Source organism: Pseudoalteromonas sp. BSi20439 (assembly GCF_000241165.1).
In the GTDB taxonomy this organism is placed as follows: Bacteria; Pseudomonadota; Gammaproteobacteria; order Enterobacterales; family Alteromonadaceae; genus Pseudoalteromonas.
Window position 1 is genome coordinate 49,360 of the sequence record NZ_BADW01000117.1, and the last position, 18,850, is coordinate 68,209.

Consider the following 18,850-nt stretch of genomic DNA (forward strand, 5'->3'; position numbering starts at 1 on the left):
TTAATTAAGGCCAAGCACATCTTTGCCTTGTTTGAAGGTCACATCTACAGGGATGTTCGCTTTGCTTAACTTTTCTAAATCTTTAGCAAGCTCCGCTTTAATATCGCCATGAGTGGCAATAAGTTGATCTACTTTTTCGTAATCACCATCACCTTGCAGGGTTAAAATAAGGCGTGATAACTTTGCCATAGCATCGCCCATTTTATCCATGTTGATGCTGTAAAGTCCGTCTTCACTTTTAGAGAAGGCACCTTCTTGAGCAAAAAAGTTAAAGCGGATCATATTTGCTTTACCATGCGCACTTGAAGCACCAAAGCGCACTGAGCGGAAAATACCCGCCATAAAAGTGGTGTAGTAATCTTCTAATGTACCTTCGGTGATTTCACCTTTTTTAAGTAACTGTTCAACCATGTATAAACCAAGAATATCGGCTTTGCCTTCTTCTAAAGCGCTAGCGTGCTCTTGAAGTGATTGGCGAACAGTACCTTTACCCGTTAGGGTGTTTTTAATCCCTAAACCGTGAGCCACTTCATGGAACATGGTGTTAGCAAAGAATGCATCAAAGGTAATGTGTTTGCGTTGCTCAGGTACAATTAACTGCTCTGAGATAGGCACTAAAATTTTATCAAACTTCGCACGCATTGCGTTTTTAAGCTGTAAACGACGTGTGCCTTTTTCTAGTTGTACCTGTTCATCATTGGGTAAGTTAATCGCAATGGTTTTACTGCCTGCATTTGAATGCCCAGCATAGTACACAACATCGTAGGCATTTAGATCAGCATCTGAGCCAGGTACTTCTTGCTTATACTTGCTATCTACAGGTAAACCTTTTTGTAGTTCAGGTAAAAACGCTGCAAATTTAGCTAGGCGCTCGCTCCATTTTAAATCTTTAATAAGAACATATGATTCATAAGCTGCGCGGTAACCAAATAATTGATCTTCGTAGTTTTCAATCGGGCCAATAACCACATCGATAGGGTTATTTTTCATATCCATCCACGCAAAGTCAGAGGCTTGAAAATCATCATTTTGGATTGCGTCAGCTCGTAAGTTTAGGTAGTTGGCGAATTCTTTGTCGTCGGCTAGTTTGCTAGCCTCTCGAAGTAACTCAGCAGCTTGAGCAAGCTCTACTGCATACTCTTCTGAATAAGGTGTGCTGTATAAATTACCTAATTCATCACGCTTAATCAGTGAGTAAAGGCCTGTTTTATCTTTTACATCAGCGTTATTAAGCTCTTCTTTGGTGATGTCTGCTGGGTAAAAGCCTGCACCAAGCGGCTTTTCTTTATTGCCTGATAAGAATACTTCATCGCCGTTTAAGCGATCCCATGGGCCGTAGTTAATATCGGCAAACTGACGTACTTTTTCATCATCTAATTGTGCTAAAAAGTCTTGTTTATTTTTACCAAATGCTTGCTTCCAGAATAAATCATCCATAATTTTTGAAGCATCAATAAGCTTAGCAACCATGGCTTTTTGATTGTCAGATAAGTGCGATAAATCACTTTGTAAACTAAAGTCGGTGTAAATGTCTAAGCGTTGACGGTCAATATTAACAAGTGTTGGGCCTGAAGGCGCTGTTGAAGCCGCTGGCGTAGAGTTTTGTGCTGTGTTGCTTGAAGAAGGTGCTTGCTCTGAGCAGGCACTAAGAAAAACAGCGCCAGAGAGCAATATCGCTTGGCTAATTTTATTTAAGTTCATTATTTTGCCTATTTAAAAGTCAATTTTATAGCTGGTGTACTGTAAGTTAAGGTACTGAAAGCGTGTTAATCTGCCTTAGCATGTTCGCATTAAAGCAAAACACACTAGTAAATAGCAAGTATTAGACGTTAGAGCGCATAAATCAGGGGAGGAGGTGTAAATAATTGAATAATTATCTACACGTTTCTTTACTTTGGGTATATGTTTAGTACTACATTAGCATTGAAATAATTAATAATATAAGACCTGCCGTAAAGCGTAGTAGGTCATAAAGCAAAGGGATATTTTATGTCTACAGAAAATGCCTTACTCACTATTTTGGTTGACAGAATTAACAACGACACACTGGTGTTACCTACATTACCTGAAGTGGCGATTAAGGTTCGTCAAGCCGCTGACAACCCAGATGTAAACTTGATGCAAATGTCAGATGCAATAGCGCATGACCCTGCATTGTCTGCACGTATGATTAAAGTAGCAAATAGTGCCATTATGGGTCGTGCTGTAAAGGTGTCTAATTTACATCAAGCAGTGACACGTATAGGGCTCAGACAAATAAAAAATATAGCCACGGCAATGGCAATGGAGCAGCTGTTTGTATCCAACAATGAGCTAATAAAGGGCTATATGGGCAAAGCGTGGCATAAAACGCTGCATGTTGCTTCGCATTCTATTTCACTGATGGAATTTTACTTAAAAAGAAATACCCATACCTCGCTTAACCGTGATGCCATTACTTTAGCTTCATTGGTTTATAATATTGGGGTATTACCAATTTTGACTGAGGCTGAGCGACACCCTGAAGTATTTGCTAATCCGAGCTTTTTAGCCCATGCAATTCAACGCTTAAGCGGTAAAATTGGCGGCTCAATTATGAAAGCATGGGAATTCCCAGATGTGTTTGTAGAAGTTGCACAACATTGGGCCGATGTTAACTATCGCTCGACTGAGGTTAGCTATATCGATTTTATTCGTATCGGCGCAATCCTTGAAGGCACCTTACAGGTATCAGATAAATCTGCGGCGCTACAAACCTACATTGATAAAGGCATTATTCCTTCTTTAGAGATGTTAGAGAGTGAAGAGTATCTGCATTTGGTTGAAGACGTAAAAGAAATGTTCAGCTAAAATTTTGAATAATAAAAAGCACGATTAGTATCGTGCTTTTTATATGTGATGCTATTTAATAAAGCTTTTACGCTAAATCGTCGGCATCACCTAAGCCTTGAGTAAGCTCTTCAAGAAGCTGCTTTATTTCCTCAGATGCAAGAATGAAATCTGCGTCTAGCTTAACCGCCATATCTTCTTTTGGAATATCTGCATTTTCTTCTTTAAGTGTTTCACTGTAGCTTAAACGTTTAATTGAACCATCGTTTTGTAGCATAAACTTAACGCGCTCTTGCCAATCAAGGGCAAGCTTAGTCACGCGTTTACCACTTTCAAGGTGCGATTTCACTTCGTCACACGATAAGTCATGGCCTTTAAGCTTAACTTGGGCACCACTGTCATCCGCTTCTTCAAGTTCAGCATCTGAGCCAATCGCAAAGCCCTCAGGTGTACTAAAGTTAGTAAGCCAGTCAGTTAAAAATACATCTAAATCATAGTTAGCAAACGCAGGAACAACCGGTAACGTGCCTAACGATTTACGTAATAACGCCAAAAGTTCTTCAGCTTTATTAAAGCTTGCACTATTAACTACAACCCAACCATTTTCTTGGTCTATGAACGCAAACTGTAGGCTCGACTTTTTAAATGCTTGTGGCAGTAGCGTGTGTAAGATGTTTTCTTTTAATTCATCTTTTTCTTTTTTCTTTACAGGGCGATTTTCTTCGGCTTCAATCTGATCTACTTTTTCAGCGACAAGCTCATTTATTACAGACGCGGGTAACACTTTCTCTTCACGCTTGGCACACACTAAAATACTTTTTTGTGAAAAGTGAGACAGCGTTTCACCATGCTTACCAAATGCTTTTGTCCAGCCAAATGTTGCCAACTCTTGGCCAGTGCAGGGACGAAATAGATCTTGTTCTAACGCCTTATCAAAGTCTTCTTGAGTGTACGAAACGTCTTGTTTAAAGCGATAGCATATAAGGTTACTAAACCACATAGGGAAATGATCCATTTAAAAAATTTGTGCAATCATAGCAATAAAAGCCGCTTCTAGAAACGGCTGATTTTACTTAGTCGAGTTTAAAAAGTGGCAGGGGGGATGACATGTTTTTAGGGAACGAAATTCGGTAATGTAATCCTTGGTTAGGTTCGCTACTGACTTCAATTTTGCCATTGAGTGTTTGTTTTACAAGGTTAAAAATAATGTGAGCACCTAAGCCACTGCCACCTTCATCACGTTTTGTGGTAAAGAATGGGTCAAATAAACGCTTAAGTTGAGCTGGTTTCAAACCGATACCATTATCTTGGTAATTAATAACTAAGTCGTTTTCATCGGTGTTTACATCTATGGTAATTTGGCCGCTGTTTATATTTTCAAAGCCATGCACTAATGAATTCATAATTAAGTTAGTAAATATTTGGCTGATCACCCCTGCTGGTAAATTAATAATTAAATCATCCGGGCAATGTAGGCGAATGCTATGGGATGTTTTTTTAATCTGTGGATGTAAAGAACGTATAACTTCATTGATGTAATCCTTAAAGTTAATGGTTCTTAACGCCTCACTGGCTTGATCTACTGCAATTTGTTTAAAGCTGGTGATCAAGTCTGATGCACGCTCTAAATTGTGAGAGAGTAGTTGAGCGCTTTGTGCTGCATCATTAATAAACCCTTCCAATGCAGAGGAAGACAGTGATTTATTCTTAAATGCGGTTTCTATTTCAGTTAAGCGCTCTTGCAAAAATGAAGTAGCAGTTACGCCAATACCAATAGGGGTATTAATTTCATGAGTGATACCTGCTACTAAACCGCCTAATACCGCCATTTTTTCTGAGCCAACCAGTTGCTCTTGCGCAAAGCTTAGTTCATCGAGCGAGTTCTGTAGCTGAGTTTGCTTACTTAGCAGTTCTTGCTCAGTTTGTTTTCGTAAGTCAACTTCTTCAGTTAATACCGCTTTTTGGCGCTCGAGTTCATATTTTTGTTGCTGTAAATCGATCATTGCTTGGCTTAAGTTTGATGTTTTACGCGCAACATCTTGTTCAAGCTGCAAATTTTGTTGATCTAGTTTTTGATTACTTTCGATTAGGTCATGCTGAGTTTGTTTTAACTCTTTTTTATACTCAACAACTTTAGAAATCAGATTGTTAAAAGAGCGCTCCATTACCTTTAGCTCGTTATTTTCATCGGTAACGACTTTAACGTGCTGGCCATCGAGCTCTTCTAATTCAAGGTATTCAATTTGCTCAGTGAGTTGTGTGAGCGGCTCGGTTAGTAGCTTTCTAAATGCGATCAAAAATAAGATGATTAAAAAGGTGGTTTTAATCATGGCGTTGCCAATTAAAAAGTAAATAGAGAGCATAATGCGGCTGAAAATTACGTCCCGGCTAGAAAATAAAGTCACATCGCCCACTTGGGTGGCACGGCCTGAAAACTCAAAAATAAGCGGAAATGTATAGCCAAATAAACCAGCCTTGGTGTCTTCTACAATCACATCTTCTTGAACAAGCTGCTGGCTGTATAGGTTGTGAATGTTTAACGCTCGGCCTAGTTGCGAAATAATAGCGCCATTATCATCACGAATAATAACCCCTTCAACCATAGGAATATCAAGCAACCCCTCTGCAGTTGTGGTGGTTTGCTTTATATTTAGCTCCCAAATTGCTCGGGTTAGACTTCTACCAAATGTTTTTTGTAGTGTGCCGAGCTCATCGCGTATGTAATCTTTGGTATTAACATACTCTGCGAAGATTTGTCCGCAGGTCACCACAAAAGTCAGTATAAAATAAACTGATAAAACCCGTGTGAGTAACTTTGTTGAAAGACTTTTTTGCGGCATGAGGGACTTGTATTTCCTTTAATTATTCAGCTATTGGTGTACGCTTATAAACATTAGTTAATAAATCATTAAAAATAAACATATATTTTATTATATTGTTATTTTGCGCTCTTAAATAAGCATTACCCTGTAAACTTAACAATTGTACTCCTATCCAAGTGTAGTGTGTTTAGCTAGTTTGTTTGTAAATTAGGAGGGGGATTTTGCTAATTTGTATTGTGCACTCATGCATTTTATTGATAACGTTAATAAAAGCTATAGTAAATAACCTGCTCGCTACTTATATTGGTTATATTTTTGACTTTTTACTGACTGAGCAAGTAAATTAATTTTAAAGTGGGTTTAGGTGTTTTATATGAGTTTAATTAAATAGTCATTATGGTGCGTTTTTCTATTTTAGTCTGTGATGACTCAACCGTTGCCCGTAAGCAAGTGATCCGTTGTTTAAACGAGTGCATTGATGCCGATATTCAACAGGCTACAAACGGTAAAGAGGCCTTGGAGCAATTGCATCATGGGCAGTTTGATCTTGTGTGTCTTGATTTAACCATGCCTGAGGTTGATGGCATTGCAGTGCTTGAGCAAGTTAAAGCAAATAAAATAGAATCTTATGTATTGGTAATTTCTGCTGACATTCAACAAAAAATGCGAGAGCGAGTAGCGCAACTTGGCGCAATCGATTTTATTCATAAACCGATTAATAAAACACAACTTAACGAAGTTTTGCATAAGTTTGGCATTTATTAATAAAATTCATGATGAAAAAGACTGTTTTATCTTCTAATTTAGGGTTGACAGAATAGCCTTTGTTAAGGCAGTCTTAAGCTTATGAAAACATTTAGTCTTGTAACGACCATTATTATTACAACCACCATTCTTACTGGATAGTGGCATAGGTCGGTGCAACAAATTTAAAGGCCTGTGTTCACTTAGAACACAGGCCTTTTTTCGTTTTATGGAATGAGGAAACATAAAAAATGCGCGTTTTAAAATTTGGCGGCTCATCGCTCGCTGACTTTGCCTGCTTAGAGCAAGTCGCTGTTCTAGCTAAGGCACAATTAAAGGATGAAATGTTACTGGTGCTTTCAGCGCCTGGTGGCATGACAGATTCACTTGTTGCTCTAGCTAGTGCTGCAGAGCAGGGGCAGGATTTCAATCTGTTATGGGATGCACTTGTTACCCGCTGCAATGCCTTAAAAACGGCAGTAGAAGAAAAGCAAGGAGCAGTTCAAAACTGGCCTGACTTTGACGAATTGAAAAATAAGCTGGATGGAGTTGCACTAATTAAGTGTTGCCCAGATAAGATCAGGGCTTTTATTATTAGCTTTGGTGAGCGTGTTAGCGTATCGCTAATGCAAAGCCTATTAGCCGATCAGAACGCGCATTATCTACAAGCAACAGATTGTATTGTTTCAACCGGCGGATACATAGATGCTGAAGCGGATTTAGCCGCCAGTAAAGTACGCTTTCAAGCGGTACTAAAAGAATCGCCTGCGACGGTTTATATTATGCCAGGCTTTACTGCCAGTAATGATAAAGGGGAACTCACAACGCTTGGTCGCAATGGCTCTGACTATTCAGCGGCAATTGCTGCAGCGTGTTTAGAGGCGCAAGTGTGCCAAATATGGACTGACGTTGATGGGGTATACAGTGCCGATCCGCGTTATATCAAAAAAGCCACTAAGGTTGATTTTCTATCTTACAAAGAGGCAATGGAGCTTTCTTACTTTGGCGCTAAAGTGTTGCACCCTAAAACTATCCTACCGTGTGCAAAAGCTGGAGTGCCATGCGAAATTAAAAACACTCATAACCCAGATGCACAAGGCTCACTAATTAGTAACGATACGGTATCTGATGAACCAGTAAAAGCACTCTCAAGCCTACAAAACTTAGCTATGCTGACCGTTTCGGGCCCTGGTATGAAGGGCAAGGTGGGCATGGCATCGAAAGTATTTAATGCATTAGCGCATGATAACGTGTCAATCGTACTGATCACTCAATCATCATGTGAATTTAGCATTAGCTTTTGTGTGCATGAAAGCGATTTAAATCTAGCGTTAAGTGCGTTGCAAGTAGCCTTTGACTTAGAGTCAAAAGCTGGGCTCATTGAGCCTGTAAATGTGCAACGTAATTTAGCAATAGTAACGCTAGTGGGCGATAACATGCGCGCTCACAAAGGCTTAGCGGCTAAGTTTTTTGCATCGCTAGCTCAAGCACAAGTAAACATTGTTGCCATAGCGCAAGACTCAACTGAAAGCGCAATTTCTGCTGTTATTGACGGTGAGTTATGTAATGACGCGGTTAAAATTTGTCATGAAAACTTTTTCACTCATGTTCCTTCAATTGATGTGTTTTTATTGGGCTGTGGCTTAGTAGGTCAAGAGCTAATTAACCAACTTGAGCGTCAACAAGCATGGCTTGAAAAGCGTAATATTAAATTAAATCTATATGGTGTGGCTAACTCTCGCCAATTACACCTTGATGGTGAAGGCATTGCGTTTGATGATTGGCAGCAAAAGTTAGCGCAATCAGAGCAAGCATTCGATTTAAAATTAGTTGAACAGTTTGTTAAGCAAAATCACCTGGTTAACCCTGTGCTAGTTGATTGTACTTCATCAGATGCCTTGGCTGCCCAATACGTCGACTTTTTAAATGCTGGGTTCCATGTTGTGGCTGCTAATAAAAAAGCCACGACAAGTTCATATACTTATTACCAAGATTTAATAGCAGCTACACATAAAAATAACCGTAAGTTTTTATACGAAACCAATGTAGGTGCGGGTTTACCTGTAATTGATAACTTACAATCACTCTTTGGTGCCGGCGATGAATTACTTGAGTTTAGTGGTATTTTATCTGGTTCGCTTTCGTACATGTTTGGTGCCCTTGAAGATGGTTTATCACTCTCTGAAGCAACGATTAAAGCGAAAGAAAGTGGCTTTACTGAACCCGACCCTCGTGATGACTTATCGGGGACTGACGTTGCACGTAAACTGCTCATTATTGCCCGCGAGTCAGGCATGCAATTAGAGCTTAGCGACATAGAAGTGGAGTCGGTATTACCACAAGGCTTCGCCCAAGGTGACAACGTTGAGCAATTTATGGCAAAACTACCAAGCCTGGATGCTGGCTTTAACGACCGTATTCAAAGTGCAGCGAGTGAAGGTAAAGTACTTCGCTATGTAGGCACAATTAAAAATGGTCACTGTAAAGTAGGTATTGAAGCGGTCGATTCATCACATGCATTGAGTGTTATTCGTGATGGTGAAAATGCGCTGGCTATTTTAAGCCAATACTATCAACCACGTCCGTTCGTTATCCGTGGTTATGGTGCAGGCTCCGCAGTAACGGCTGCCGGCGTATTTGCTGATATTCTTAAAACACTATCACGCTAGGAGGCGGTTATGATTGAAGTTTATGCGCCAGCCTCCATTGGTAACTTTACGGTTGGTTTTGACTCCCTCGGTGCGGCGTTAGCCCCAATTGATGGCAGCTTGCTGGGGGATGTGGTTACTATTTGTGAAGCGCCTAGTGATGAGTTTATTTGTAGTGGCGAATACGCTCATAAGCTCCCAAGCGATGCGAAGGAAAACTTAGCGTATCAATGTTTAGTGCATTTTCGTAAAAATGTAGCGCCGAATATGCCAGCCGTAAAATTAGAATTGAAAAAAAATCTGCCTATAGGTTCTGGGTTGGGCTCAAGTGCTTGCTCTGTTGTGGCAGCATTTGTAGCGCTGGATAAGTTTGCTCAAACCAATTTAAGTCAAGTTGAGTTAATAGAGCTAATGGCCGATTTTGAGGGTTTGGTAAGCGGTGGACGTCATTATGACAATATCACTCCTTGTTACCTTGGTGGCTTACAATTAACGGGTGATTTAATTCCTGATAAATCTATTGCTTTACCTGTCGATGAAAACTGGTATTACGTCGCCGCATTTCCGGGCTTTTCGCTCAATACCGCAAAAGCGCGCTCTGTTTTACCAAAAGAGCTAAGTATGCATGCCGGGGTTGAGTTTGCTCAGCGTTTATCGGCGTTTAGTAGCTTACTGTTAACAGGGCGTTTTGATGATGCATTAAGCATTATGAAAGACGAAATAGCAGAGCCATACCGTGCGCCACTTATAAGCGGCTTTAGTGATGCCAAAGCAAGCTTACCAGCACTGGGTGCTGAAGTTGTAAGTATTTCAGGCGCAGGGCCGACCTTGTTTAGTGTATGTAAAACGCTTGAAGCGGCAGAGCAATGCGCGCAGTGGCTAGAGGAAAATTACATCAACGAACAAGGCTTTTGCCATATTTGTAAATTAGATAACGACGGCACGCGTCAATTAAATGTTTTATAGGATAAAGAGTCATGCAATTACATAATTTAAAAGAATATTCACAAAAAGTGTCGTTTGTTGAAGCTGTAAAAACAGGACTAGGGCGTAATCAAGGTGTGTTTTTTCCAGAGTCGTTAGCGCCATTAAGTGATGTTGATGCATTACTAGATATGGACTTTGTTACTCGCAGCGGCAAAATTTTATCGCACCTTATTGGTGACGAGCTACCAAGTGATACTGTTGCCCAGATGGTTAAGAATGCGTTTAACTTTCCGGTTAAGCTGGTGGAAGTTGAAGACAATACCTATTGCTTAGAGTTATTTCACGGCCCAACACTGGCATTTAAAGATTTTGGTGGCCGTTTTATGGCCGAGTGCTTGGCGCAATTTAATCAAGGTGAAAAAGTCACTATTTTAACTGCAACATCGGGTGATACTGGGGCTGCCGTAGCGCATGCTTTTTATAACAAACCAAATATTGATGTCGTTATTTTATACCCTAAAGGTAAAATTTCATTAGCGCAGCAAAAGTTATTTACAACGCTTGGTGACAACATTCATTGTTATGCGATTGAGGGTAGTTTTGATGATTGCCAAGAGTTGGTTAAAAAATCATTTTTAGATGAAGAGCTAAAATCGAAGTTAGGTTTAAACTCAGCAAACTCAATTAACATTAGCCGTTTAGTCGCGCAGGTGTGTTATTACTTTGAAGCCATTGCACAGCTGCCAAAAGAAAAGCGTGCTACAGCGCATATTTCAGTACCGAGTGGTAACTTTGGTAATGTGTGTGCGGCTATGATTGGCGCGGTTATTGGTATGCCAGTTGGTAAACTAAGCGCGACTACAAACCAAAACGACACAGTACCGCGCTTTATGCTTGATAAAAATTGGACGCCTAATGCGACAATTGAATCGCTTTCAAATGCAATGGATGTGAGTAAACCTAATAACTGGCCACGTGTGCAATCAATGTTAGATAATAACTGGTTTAGTTATGATAACTTTTATTCGGTGAGTGTTGATGAGCAGCAAACACAAGCAGTGATGAAAAAAATTCAACAGCTTGGCTATATTGCAGAGCCTCACACCGCAATTGCTTACCAAGGTCTTGTAGAAAATAAGGCAGCAGATGCTGTGGGGATTTTTTTAGCGACTGCGCATCCGGCCAAATTTAAAGACAGCGTTGAGGATATCCTTAATGTTGAATTAGATATGCCAAAGCCGTTAGCTGATGCATTAGCAAAACCGTGTTTAGCCACTGATATGCACAACGATTATGATATTTTGCGTACAGAGTTGTTTAAAAAGCTTGCCTAAAAAGGCAGATAATAAAAGCGGCTTAGGCCGCTTTTTTTGTTTATTTATGCATCGCTTTAGACATAACGCATAAGCTATATAAATGTAGTAAATAAAATTCATTTAAAATTGTTATTAGTTTATAAAAAAATATCATCATCAAAATGCTGTGAAATAGTTTCAATCCCTGTTTAAATATCCTCAACTTAAGAGCGTAGGCAAAACGTCGTTTTAAGCGTACAATAAAGCCTCTAAAAAATACCCATACACGTTGCCCAGGAGACCCCAATGTTAGAACGTAGCATGAATATTTCGGACTTTGATCCAGAGTTATTTGACGCGATGAGCAAAGAAACATCACGTCAGGAAGAGCATATTGAGTTAATTGCATCTGAAAACTACTGTAGCCCACGCGTACTAGAAGCGCAGGGTTCTCAACTTACTAACAAATATGCTGAAGGCTACCCGGGCAAACGTTACTACGGTGGCTGTGAGCACGTTGATGTGGTTGAGCAGTTAGCGATTGACCGCGCAAATGAATTATTTGGTACAGATTACGCAAACGTGCAACCACATGCCGGTTCACAAGCGAATGCCGCTGTTTTCCAAGCACTATTAAGCCCACTTGATACCGTTTTAGGCATGAGCCTAGCGCACGGTGGTCACTTAACACATGGCTCACACGTAAACTTTTCAGGTAAAACATACAACGCAATTCAGTATGGACTTAACGAAGAAACTGGCGAAATTGATTACGCACAAGTTGAAGCGTTAGCACTTGAGCACAAGCCAAAAATGATCATTGCGGGTTTTTCTGCATACTCAGGTATTGTTGATTGGGCTAAGTTCCGTGAAATTGCAGACAAAGTAGGCGCATACTTATTTGTTGATATGGCGCACGTTGCAGGTTTAATTGCTGCGGGTGTTTACCCAAGTCCAGTGCCATTTGCTCACGTTGTAACAACCACAACACATAAAACATTAGCCGGCCCTCGCGGTGGTTTAATCATTTCTGCGTGTGGCGATGAAGATATTTACAAAAAGTTAAACAGCGCTGTTTTCCCAGGTGGCCAAGGTGGTCCTTTATGTCATGTTATTGCTGCTAAAGCGGTGGCATTTAAAGAAGCACTTCAACCTGAATTTAAAACATACCAAGCTCAAGTTGTTAAAAATGCTCAAGCAATGGTTGCAGTATTACAAGAGCGCGGCTACAAAGTAGTATCAGGTAAAACTGACAACCACTTATTCTTACTTGATTTAATCGATAAAGATATCACAGGTAAAGATGCCGATGCTGCCCTAGGTAATGCGAATATCACGGTTAACAAAAACTCAGTACCGAACGATCCTCGTTCACCATTTGTTACTTCTGGTTTGCGTATTGGTTCACCAGCAATCACTCGTCGTGGCTTTAAAGAAGCTGAATCAAAAGAGTTAGCGGGCTGGATCTGTGATGTACTAGACAACATCGAAGATGAGTCAGTACAAGCGCAAGTAAAAGAAAAAGTGAAAGCAATTTGTGCAAAATTACCTGTTTACGCTTAATCCAAGAGTAAAATAGTAATTTAGATCACAACTGCACACATTTTTGTTATGATAATGGCCGCTATAATAGCGGCCATTTTTTGTTTTTAAAACGGAAACACACAGTTATGCATTGCCCATTTTGCACCGCCAAAGATACTAAAGTTATTGATTCTCGCCTTGTAGGTGGGGGACACCAAGTACGTAGACGTCGTGAATGTAATGAATGCCACGAACGATTTACCACCTTTGAAGGGGCTGAATTAGTGATGCCACGGGTCATCAAGCAAGATGGCAGCCGCGAACCGTTTAATGAAGATAAGTTACTAAATGGCTTAACTCGCGCCCTCGAAAAACGCCCCGTAAGCACTGAACAAGTTGACGAAGTGGTTAATATTATTAAATCGCAGCTGCGAGCCACTGGCGAACGCGAAGTGTCTAGCCATTTGGTGGGTGAGTGCATTATGGAAGCACTTAAAAAGTTAGATCAAGTGGCCTATGTAAGATTTGCCTCAGTGTATCGCTCGTTTGAAGATATACGCGAATTTGGTGAAGAAATAGCCCGCTTAGGAGAGTAGTAATGACCAAGCAAAGTTCGTTTTCAGAGGATGATAAACGCTACATGGCTCGCGCTATTGAACTGGCAAAAAAAGGACGCTTTACCACCACTCCTAATCCTAATGTTGGCTGCGTACTCGTAAAGAATAATAAAGTAATAGGTGAAGGATTTCATCAGTTAGCGGGTCAAGGTCACGCAGAGGTAAACGCACTGGCTATGGCTGGCGAAAATGCAAAAGGCGCAACCGCTTATGTAACACTTGAGCCTTGCAGTCATTATGGTCGAACACCGCCATGTGCTGAAGGGCTAAAAGCAGCAGGTGTTAAAAAAGTGATTGCCGCAATGGTTGACAGCAACCCGCAAGTTGCAGGCAAAGGTCTGAAAATTTTAGCGGATGCTGGTATAGAAGTCGCTTACGGGTTACTTGAAGCGCAAGCTCGCGCATTAAACCTTGGGTTTTTTAAGCGCATGGAGCAGGGATTACCCTTTGTGACTTGCAAAATGGCCGCAAGTATAGATGGTAAAACGGCGCTTAAAAACGGGCAAAGTAAATGGATAACTGGCCCCGCAGCGCGCCAAGATGTGCAACTATACCGAGCACAAAGCTGTGCAATTTTAACCGGTGCCGATACGGTATTAATGGATGATGCAAAATTAAATGTGCGCCCAGAAGAGTTACCGTATTCTTTACCAACTGATTTACCACTGCGCCAACCGGTTCGCGTTGTTATTGACTCACAAAACAGACTTACCCCTGATCTTGCCTTATTTTCAATTCAAAGTGAGGTGATAATATTTACCACCAAGGTTGATAAATCGCATCAGTGGCCTCATTTTGTTAAACAGATTGAAGTACCTGAAAATAATAATAAAGTAGATTTACTGGCCGTGTTACACACGCTTGCCCAATTGCAGTTTAATAATGTGTGGCTAGAGGCCGGAGCGACACTGGCCGGTAAAATGACAGAACTTGATTTAATTGATGAGTTTGTTTTTTACATTGCTCCTAAATTAATGGGCAGCGATGCTAAAAGTTTACTAAATTTCCCAGAGTTAATGAGTATGCAAAATACCATTAATTTAACTTTTAATGAGTGTGTGCCAATCGGTGATGATTTACGTATCACAGCACTAAAAAAAGCTCATTAATCATTTTATATAAAGAGTAGCACTATGTTTACTGGAATAGTTGAAGCGACAGGTAAAATTGCGTTATTACAAAAAAAACAAGGTGATTTAGCTATTCGTATCCAAAGTAAAAACCTTGATATGAGTGATGTTAAGTTAGGTGACAGTATTGCAACCAATGGTGTCTGCCTGACGGTTGTTGATAAGCATATTGACGGCTTTAGTGCAGACTTATCAAATGAAACGATTAGCTTAACAGGGTTTGCACATTACGCATTAGGGCAAACCGTTAATCTAGAAAAGGCGATGCAACCTGTTTCGCGCCTCGGTGGTCATTTAGTGTCTGGCCATGTAGATGGCATTGCCACTATCACAGCAATTAATGCCAATGCGCGAGCAACAGAATATTGGTTAGCCACCGATGAAAATTTAATGAAATACATTCCTTACAAAGGGTCGGTTTGTATTGATGGTATTAGCCTGACGGTTAATGCAGTTGAAGGTAATAAATTTAAACTGACTATTGTGCCCCACACCAGCGGGCAAACGACCATAGCTGATTTTCAAGTCGGTACCAAAGTGAATTTAGAGGTCGACCAAATAGCACGTTATTTAGAGCGCCTAGTTAGAGGGGCTGAACAACCTACGGGTTCAGATATTTCGATGAGCTTACTCGCTAAAGCGGGCTTTATAAAATAACGACATTGACAACTTATACGAGCAACTTATGAATTTAAACAGTGCACAAGAAATAATTGATGACATTAAAGCCGGTAAAATGGTTATTTTAATGGATGATGAAGACAGAGAAAATGAAGGCGATTTAATTATTGCTGCTGAACACATTAGTGCAGAAGCCATTAACTTTATGGCGACTCATGGCCGTGGACTAATTTGTTTAACGATGACTCAAGAGCGTTGCTCGCAGCTTGATTTACCATTAATGGTAAAAAATAATGGTGCCGCATTCTCAACTAACTTTACTATGTCTATTGAAGCATCAAAAGGGGTTACCACAGGTATTTCTGCAGCGGATCGTGCCCGCACTGTTCAAGCTGCCATCGCGAAAGGCGCTGTGCCAAGCGATATTGTACAACCAGGTCATATTTTTCCTATTATGGCGCAACCAGGCGGCGTGTTAACACGTGCAGGGCATACAGAAGCAGGGTGTGACTTAGCGCGTTTAGCAGGGCTTGAGCCATCATCAGTGATTGTAGAAATCCTAAATGAAGATGGCACCATGGCGCGTCGTCCTGATTTAGAAGTATTTGCTAAGCAACATGATATTAAAATTGGCACCATTGCTGATTTAATCGAGTACCGTAACCTAAACGAAACCACAATTGAGCAAGTTGCAAAATGTAAATTGCCCACTGAACATGGTGAGTTTGACTTAGTGACTTACAAAGACACCATTGATGGGCAGTTACACTATGCATTGCTTAAAGGTGAAATAAAGCAACAAGAACCGACCTTAGTACGTGTGCATTTACAAAGTACCTTTAACGATATTTTACTCTCTGATCGCAATGCTGACCGTAGTTGGGGTTTATCGCAAGCAATGGCTTATATTGCTGAGCATAATGGCGCCTTAGTTATTTTAGGTAAGCAAGAAAGCACTGAAGAGTTAGAAGCCACAGTAAAAGCGTTTGCCGCAGCTGATGAGGGTGAAAATGTGACGCCACGTAAATTTCAAGGTACTTCGCGCACCGTAGGTGTGGGTTCGCAAATTCTGGCTGATTTAGGTATTCAAAAAATGCGTTTGATGAGTTTACCTAAAAAATACCATGCATTATCAGGGTTCCATTTAGAAGTGGTTGACTACGTAGAGCCACAATAATTACGCGCTAGGTTATTATTTTATTTATGTGGTATAATGCGCATCAATTTTTGCGCAACCGAAATCGCTTAAACTTATTTTTAGGGTTATCAAATGAAAATTATTGAAGGTAATAAATACGCTCCAGGCAAAAAGTTTGCCATTGTCATTTCTCGTTTTAATGACTTTATTGGTAGTAGCTTGCTTGCAGGTGCTGTTGATGAGCTAAAACGTACTGGTGGAGTATCAGAAGACGATATTACCGTGATTTACGTACCCGGTGCGGTTGAATTACCTTTAGCAGCGAAACGCGTTGCAGCAAAAAAAGAATATGATGCAATTATCGCCTTAGGTGTAGTGATCAGAGGGGGCACGCCTCACTTTGATCTCGTCGCTGGCGAGTCAAATAAAGGGCTTGCACAAGTATCGCTTGAGTATGATATCCCGGTTGCATTTGGCGTATTAACCACTGAAAGCATTGAGCAAGCAATTGAGCGCGCAGGTACCAAAATGGGTAACAAAGGCGGCGAAGCTGCTTTAGGTGCGCTTGAAATGGTTAATGTGTTAGATAAAATTTAAGTTTAAGGAATTTTTGTGAAACCAGCAGCAAGACGTAAAGCACGTATCTTAGCACTTCAAGCCGTGTATTCATGGCAATTAAGCGGCAATGCAATTGCCGATATCGAACAACAAATGTTGATCGAAAACGATGTGACTAAAATTGATGTTGAATATTTTAAAGATTTAGCGCGTGGAGTTGCCGTAAATCATAAGCAACTAGACGAAGCTGTATCGCCTCATTTAACTCGTCCATTTGATGAATTAGACGAAGTTGAACGTGCAATCTTACGTTTAAGCAGCTACGAGCTTAAATTTCGTGAAGATGTTCCTTACAAAGTGGCTATCAATGAAAGCATTGAATTAGCGAAAATGTTTGGCGCTGAAGATAGCCATAAATTTGTAAACGGTGTACTTGATAAAGCTGTAAAACAGTTACGCAAGTCATAACAACTTAAGCTGCATATTAATTTCAGTGAGTTGTTATAAATAACCGTTAAAAAGGAGAGCCGGCATAGGTCGGCTTTTTTGTGTATGAAGGAATTTGAATTAATTAATCACTACTTTAAAGGTCGCGGTATCACTCGTCGCGATGTTAATTTAGGGATTGGAGATGACTGTGCGCTTGTCACTGTACCAGCAAACTGTCAGCTTGCTGTAACAACAGATACCTTAGTTGCTGGGGTGCATTTTTTTCATGATATCTCTCCTCGCGCATTAGGGCATCGAGCTCTGGCAGTAAATTTAAGTGATTTAGCTGCCATGGGTGCAGAGCCTACATGGGTATCGGTTGCACTCACGTTGCCAAGTATCGATCCACAATGGATTGCAGAACTGACTGACGGTATGCATGAAATTGCTGAGTACTTTAATGTACAAATTATTGGTGGCGATACGACTCAAGGCCCACTCAGTATTACTATTTGTGCAAAAGGCACGGTTCCTGAAGGTAAAGCACTGCGTCGAAGTGGCGCAAAAGTGGGCGACTGGATTTTTGTAACCGGACCGCTAGGTGATGCTGGTTTGGCTATTGAGTCAAAAAAACAAGGTTTGCCAGTTGCACCTGAACATTTAAAGCATATTAATAAATGTTTAAACTTTCCAACGCCACGCGTGGCCGCCGGACAAGCTTTGCGTGGCTTAGCGTCATCAGCTATTGATATTTCAGACGGTTTACTTGCTGATTTAGGTCACATTTTGGATTTGTCACAGGTCAGTGCAACAATCAATATTGAAAATGTACCTACTTCTGATGCGATGCAAGCGAGTCTTGATTTTGAGCAACAGCTTCCTTTTATACTCAACTATGGCGATGACTATGAACTACTTTACACTGTCCCAGACAGCAATAAGAGTATGCTCGATATTAAGTTGCGCCAATACGGTGTAGAAGCAACCTGTATCGGCCAAATCAAAAGTGGTGACGGGAATATAGAATTATTACACCAAGGTGAAAAGTTTGTTTTTGAGCACAAAGGCTTTGAGCACTTTTCCAAGGAGCAGGTTTGAATAAAAACCGATTATTTAATTTAAAACGCCCACATCAATTTTTTGGTTTGGGTTTTGGTACAGGGCTTGCGCCTAAAGCCCCAGGTACATTTGGTACTTTAGCGGCGTTACCGTTTATTTTTATTACCATGCATTTTCCGTTATGGTTACAAATTGTATTTGCGGTGGTGATCAGTATATTTGGTATTTGGGCATGTGGAAAAACAGCCGATGACCTCCAAGTTCATGACCACCCCGCTATTGTTTGGGATGAAGTCGCTGGTTACTATATAACGATGATTGGTGCAGCACTGAATTGGCAAACATTATTAGTGGGCTTTTTACTATTTCGCTTTTTTGATATAGCAAAGCCAGGGCCGATTCGTATACTTGATAAACGTGCTCATGGTGGGTTTGGTATTATGGCCGATGATGTACTTGCAGGTATTTTTTCGCTTATTTGTTTGCAAGCATTGATAAAAGTAGGTTTACTACCCTTTTAATTTATTATT

17 protein-coding genes are annotated in these 18,850 nt (G+C 40.5%); 14 read left to right on the forward strand and 3 right to left on the reverse strand.

Going from position 1 to position 18,850, the window contains the following annotated elements:
- Positions 1–1,701: an NUDIX hydrolase gene (locus P20439_RS11025; protein ID WP_008111990.1), complete on the reverse strand. Its 1,701-nt coding sequence runs from the start codon at positions 1,699–1,701 to the stop codon at positions 1–3.
- Between the two features lie 288 nt (positions 1,702–1,989).
- Here P20439_RS11025 and P20439_RS11030 point away from each other — a divergent pair, with 288 nt between their 5' ends.
- Positions 1,990–2,829: an HDOD domain-containing protein gene (locus P20439_RS11030; RefSeq protein WP_008111992.1), complete on the forward strand. Its 840-nt coding sequence runs from the start codon at positions 1,990–1,992 to the stop codon at positions 2,827–2,829.
- A 67-nt stretch (positions 2,830–2,896) separates the two neighbouring features.
- Here the strand turns inward: P20439_RS11030 and rdgC are convergent, their stop codons facing one another.
- Both rdgC and P20439_RS11040 read right to left on the reverse strand, forming a co-directional pair.
- On the reverse strand, positions 2,897–3,808 hold the full coding sequence (gene rdgC, locus P20439_RS11035; protein ID WP_008111993.1) for a recombination-associated protein RdgC: 912 nt from the start codon (positions 3,806–3,808) through the stop codon (positions 2,897–2,899).
- Between the two features lie 73 nt (positions 3,809–3,881).
- Positions 3,882–5,648, reverse strand: coding sequence for a sensor histidine kinase (locus tag P20439_RS11040; RefSeq protein ID WP_008111996.1), 1,767 nt, complete (start codon positions 5,646–5,648; stop codon positions 3,882–3,884).
- A gap of 378 nt (positions 5,649–6,026) precedes the next feature.
- On the opposite strand from P20439_RS11040, the gene P20439_RS11045 reads away from it, so the two are divergent.
- The 13 genes from P20439_RS11045 to P20439_RS11105 all read left to right on the forward strand — a co-directional run bounded on the left by P20439_RS11045 (position 6,027) and on the right by P20439_RS11105 (position 18,841).
- Positions 6,027–6,395 carry a response regulator gene (locus tag P20439_RS11045; protein WP_008112003.1) on the forward strand — a complete coding sequence of 123 codons (369 nt, stop codon included), beginning with the start codon at positions 6,027–6,029 and terminating at the stop codon, positions 6,393–6,395.
- 230 nt (positions 6,396–6,625) lie between these two features.
- On the forward strand, positions 6,626–9,043 hold the full coding sequence (thrA, locus tag P20439_RS11050) for a bifunctional aspartate kinase/homoserine dehydrogenase I (RefSeq protein ID WP_008466836.1): 2,418 nt from the start codon (positions 6,626–6,628) through the stop codon (positions 9,041–9,043).
- A 9-nt stretch (positions 9,044–9,052) separates the two neighbouring features.
- On the forward strand, positions 9,053–9,988 hold the full coding sequence (thrB, locus tag P20439_RS11055) for a homoserine kinase (protein ID WP_008466840.1): 936 nt from the start codon (positions 9,053–9,055) through the stop codon (positions 9,986–9,988).
- 11 nt (positions 9,989–9,999) lie between these two features.
- Positions 10,000–11,283, forward strand: coding sequence for a threonine synthase (thrC, locus tag P20439_RS11060; protein ID WP_008112009.1), 1,284 nt, complete (start codon positions 10,000–10,002; stop codon positions 11,281–11,283).
- A 267-nt stretch (positions 11,284–11,550) separates the two neighbouring features.
- Positions 11,551–12,807 (forward strand): serine hydroxymethyltransferase, encoded by a 1,257-nt coding sequence (gene glyA, locus P20439_RS11065; RefSeq protein WP_008466843.1) that lies wholly within the window; start codon positions 11,551–11,553, stop codon positions 12,805–12,807.
- Positions 12,808–12,914: 107 nt separating this feature from the next.
- Positions 12,915–13,364 carry a transcriptional regulator NrdR gene (nrdR, locus tag P20439_RS11070; protein WP_008110220.1) on the forward strand — a complete coding sequence of 150 codons (450 nt, stop codon included), beginning with the start codon at positions 12,915–12,917 and terminating at the stop codon, positions 13,362–13,364.
- Positions 13,365–13,366: 2 nt separating this feature from the next.
- Positions 13,367–14,494 carry a bifunctional diaminohydroxyphosphoribosylaminopyrimidine deaminase/5-amino-6-(5-phosphoribosylamino)uracil reductase RibD gene (ribD, locus tag P20439_RS11075; RefSeq protein WP_008466845.1) on the forward strand — a complete coding sequence of 376 codons (1,128 nt, stop codon included), beginning with the start codon at positions 13,367–13,369 and terminating at the stop codon, positions 14,492–14,494.
- Positions 14,495–14,518: 24 nt separating this feature from the next.
- Positions 14,519–15,172, forward strand: coding sequence for a riboflavin synthase (locus tag P20439_RS11080; protein ID WP_008110218.1), 654 nt, complete (start codon positions 14,519–14,521; stop codon positions 15,170–15,172).
- A 28-nt stretch (positions 15,173–15,200) separates the two neighbouring features.
- Positions 15,201–16,313, forward strand: a complete 1,113-nt coding sequence (gene ribBA / locus P20439_RS11085; protein WP_008110217.1) for a bifunctional 3,4-dihydroxy-2-butanone-4-phosphate synthase/GTP cyclohydrolase II — start codon at positions 15,201–15,203, stop codon at positions 16,311–16,313.
- Positions 16,314–16,406: 93 nt separating this feature from the next.
- Positions 16,407–16,871 carry a 6,7-dimethyl-8-ribityllumazine synthase gene (gene ribE / locus P20439_RS11090; RefSeq protein WP_008110216.1) on the forward strand — a complete coding sequence of 155 codons (465 nt, stop codon included), beginning with the start codon at positions 16,407–16,409 and terminating at the stop codon, positions 16,869–16,871.
- A 15-nt stretch (positions 16,872–16,886) separates the two neighbouring features.
- The gene (gene nusB, locus P20439_RS11095; protein ID WP_008110215.1) at positions 16,887–17,300 is read left to right on the forward strand and encodes a transcription antitermination factor NusB; all 414 of its coding nucleotides are present in this window, start codon (positions 16,887–16,889) and stop codon (positions 17,298–17,300) included.
- An 84-nt stretch (positions 17,301–17,384) separates the two neighbouring features.
- Positions 17,385–18,359 (forward strand): thiamine-phosphate kinase, encoded by a 975-nt coding sequence (thiL, locus tag P20439_RS11100; RefSeq protein WP_008110214.1) that lies wholly within the window; start codon positions 17,385–17,387, stop codon positions 18,357–18,359.
- Positions 18,356–18,841, forward strand: coding sequence for a phosphatidylglycerophosphatase A (locus P20439_RS11105; protein ID WP_008110211.1), 486 nt, complete (start codon positions 18,356–18,358; stop codon positions 18,839–18,841). Before thiL ends, P20439_RS11105 begins: the two co-directional genes overlap by 4 nt.
- Positions 18,842–18,850: the final 9 nt, after the last annotated feature.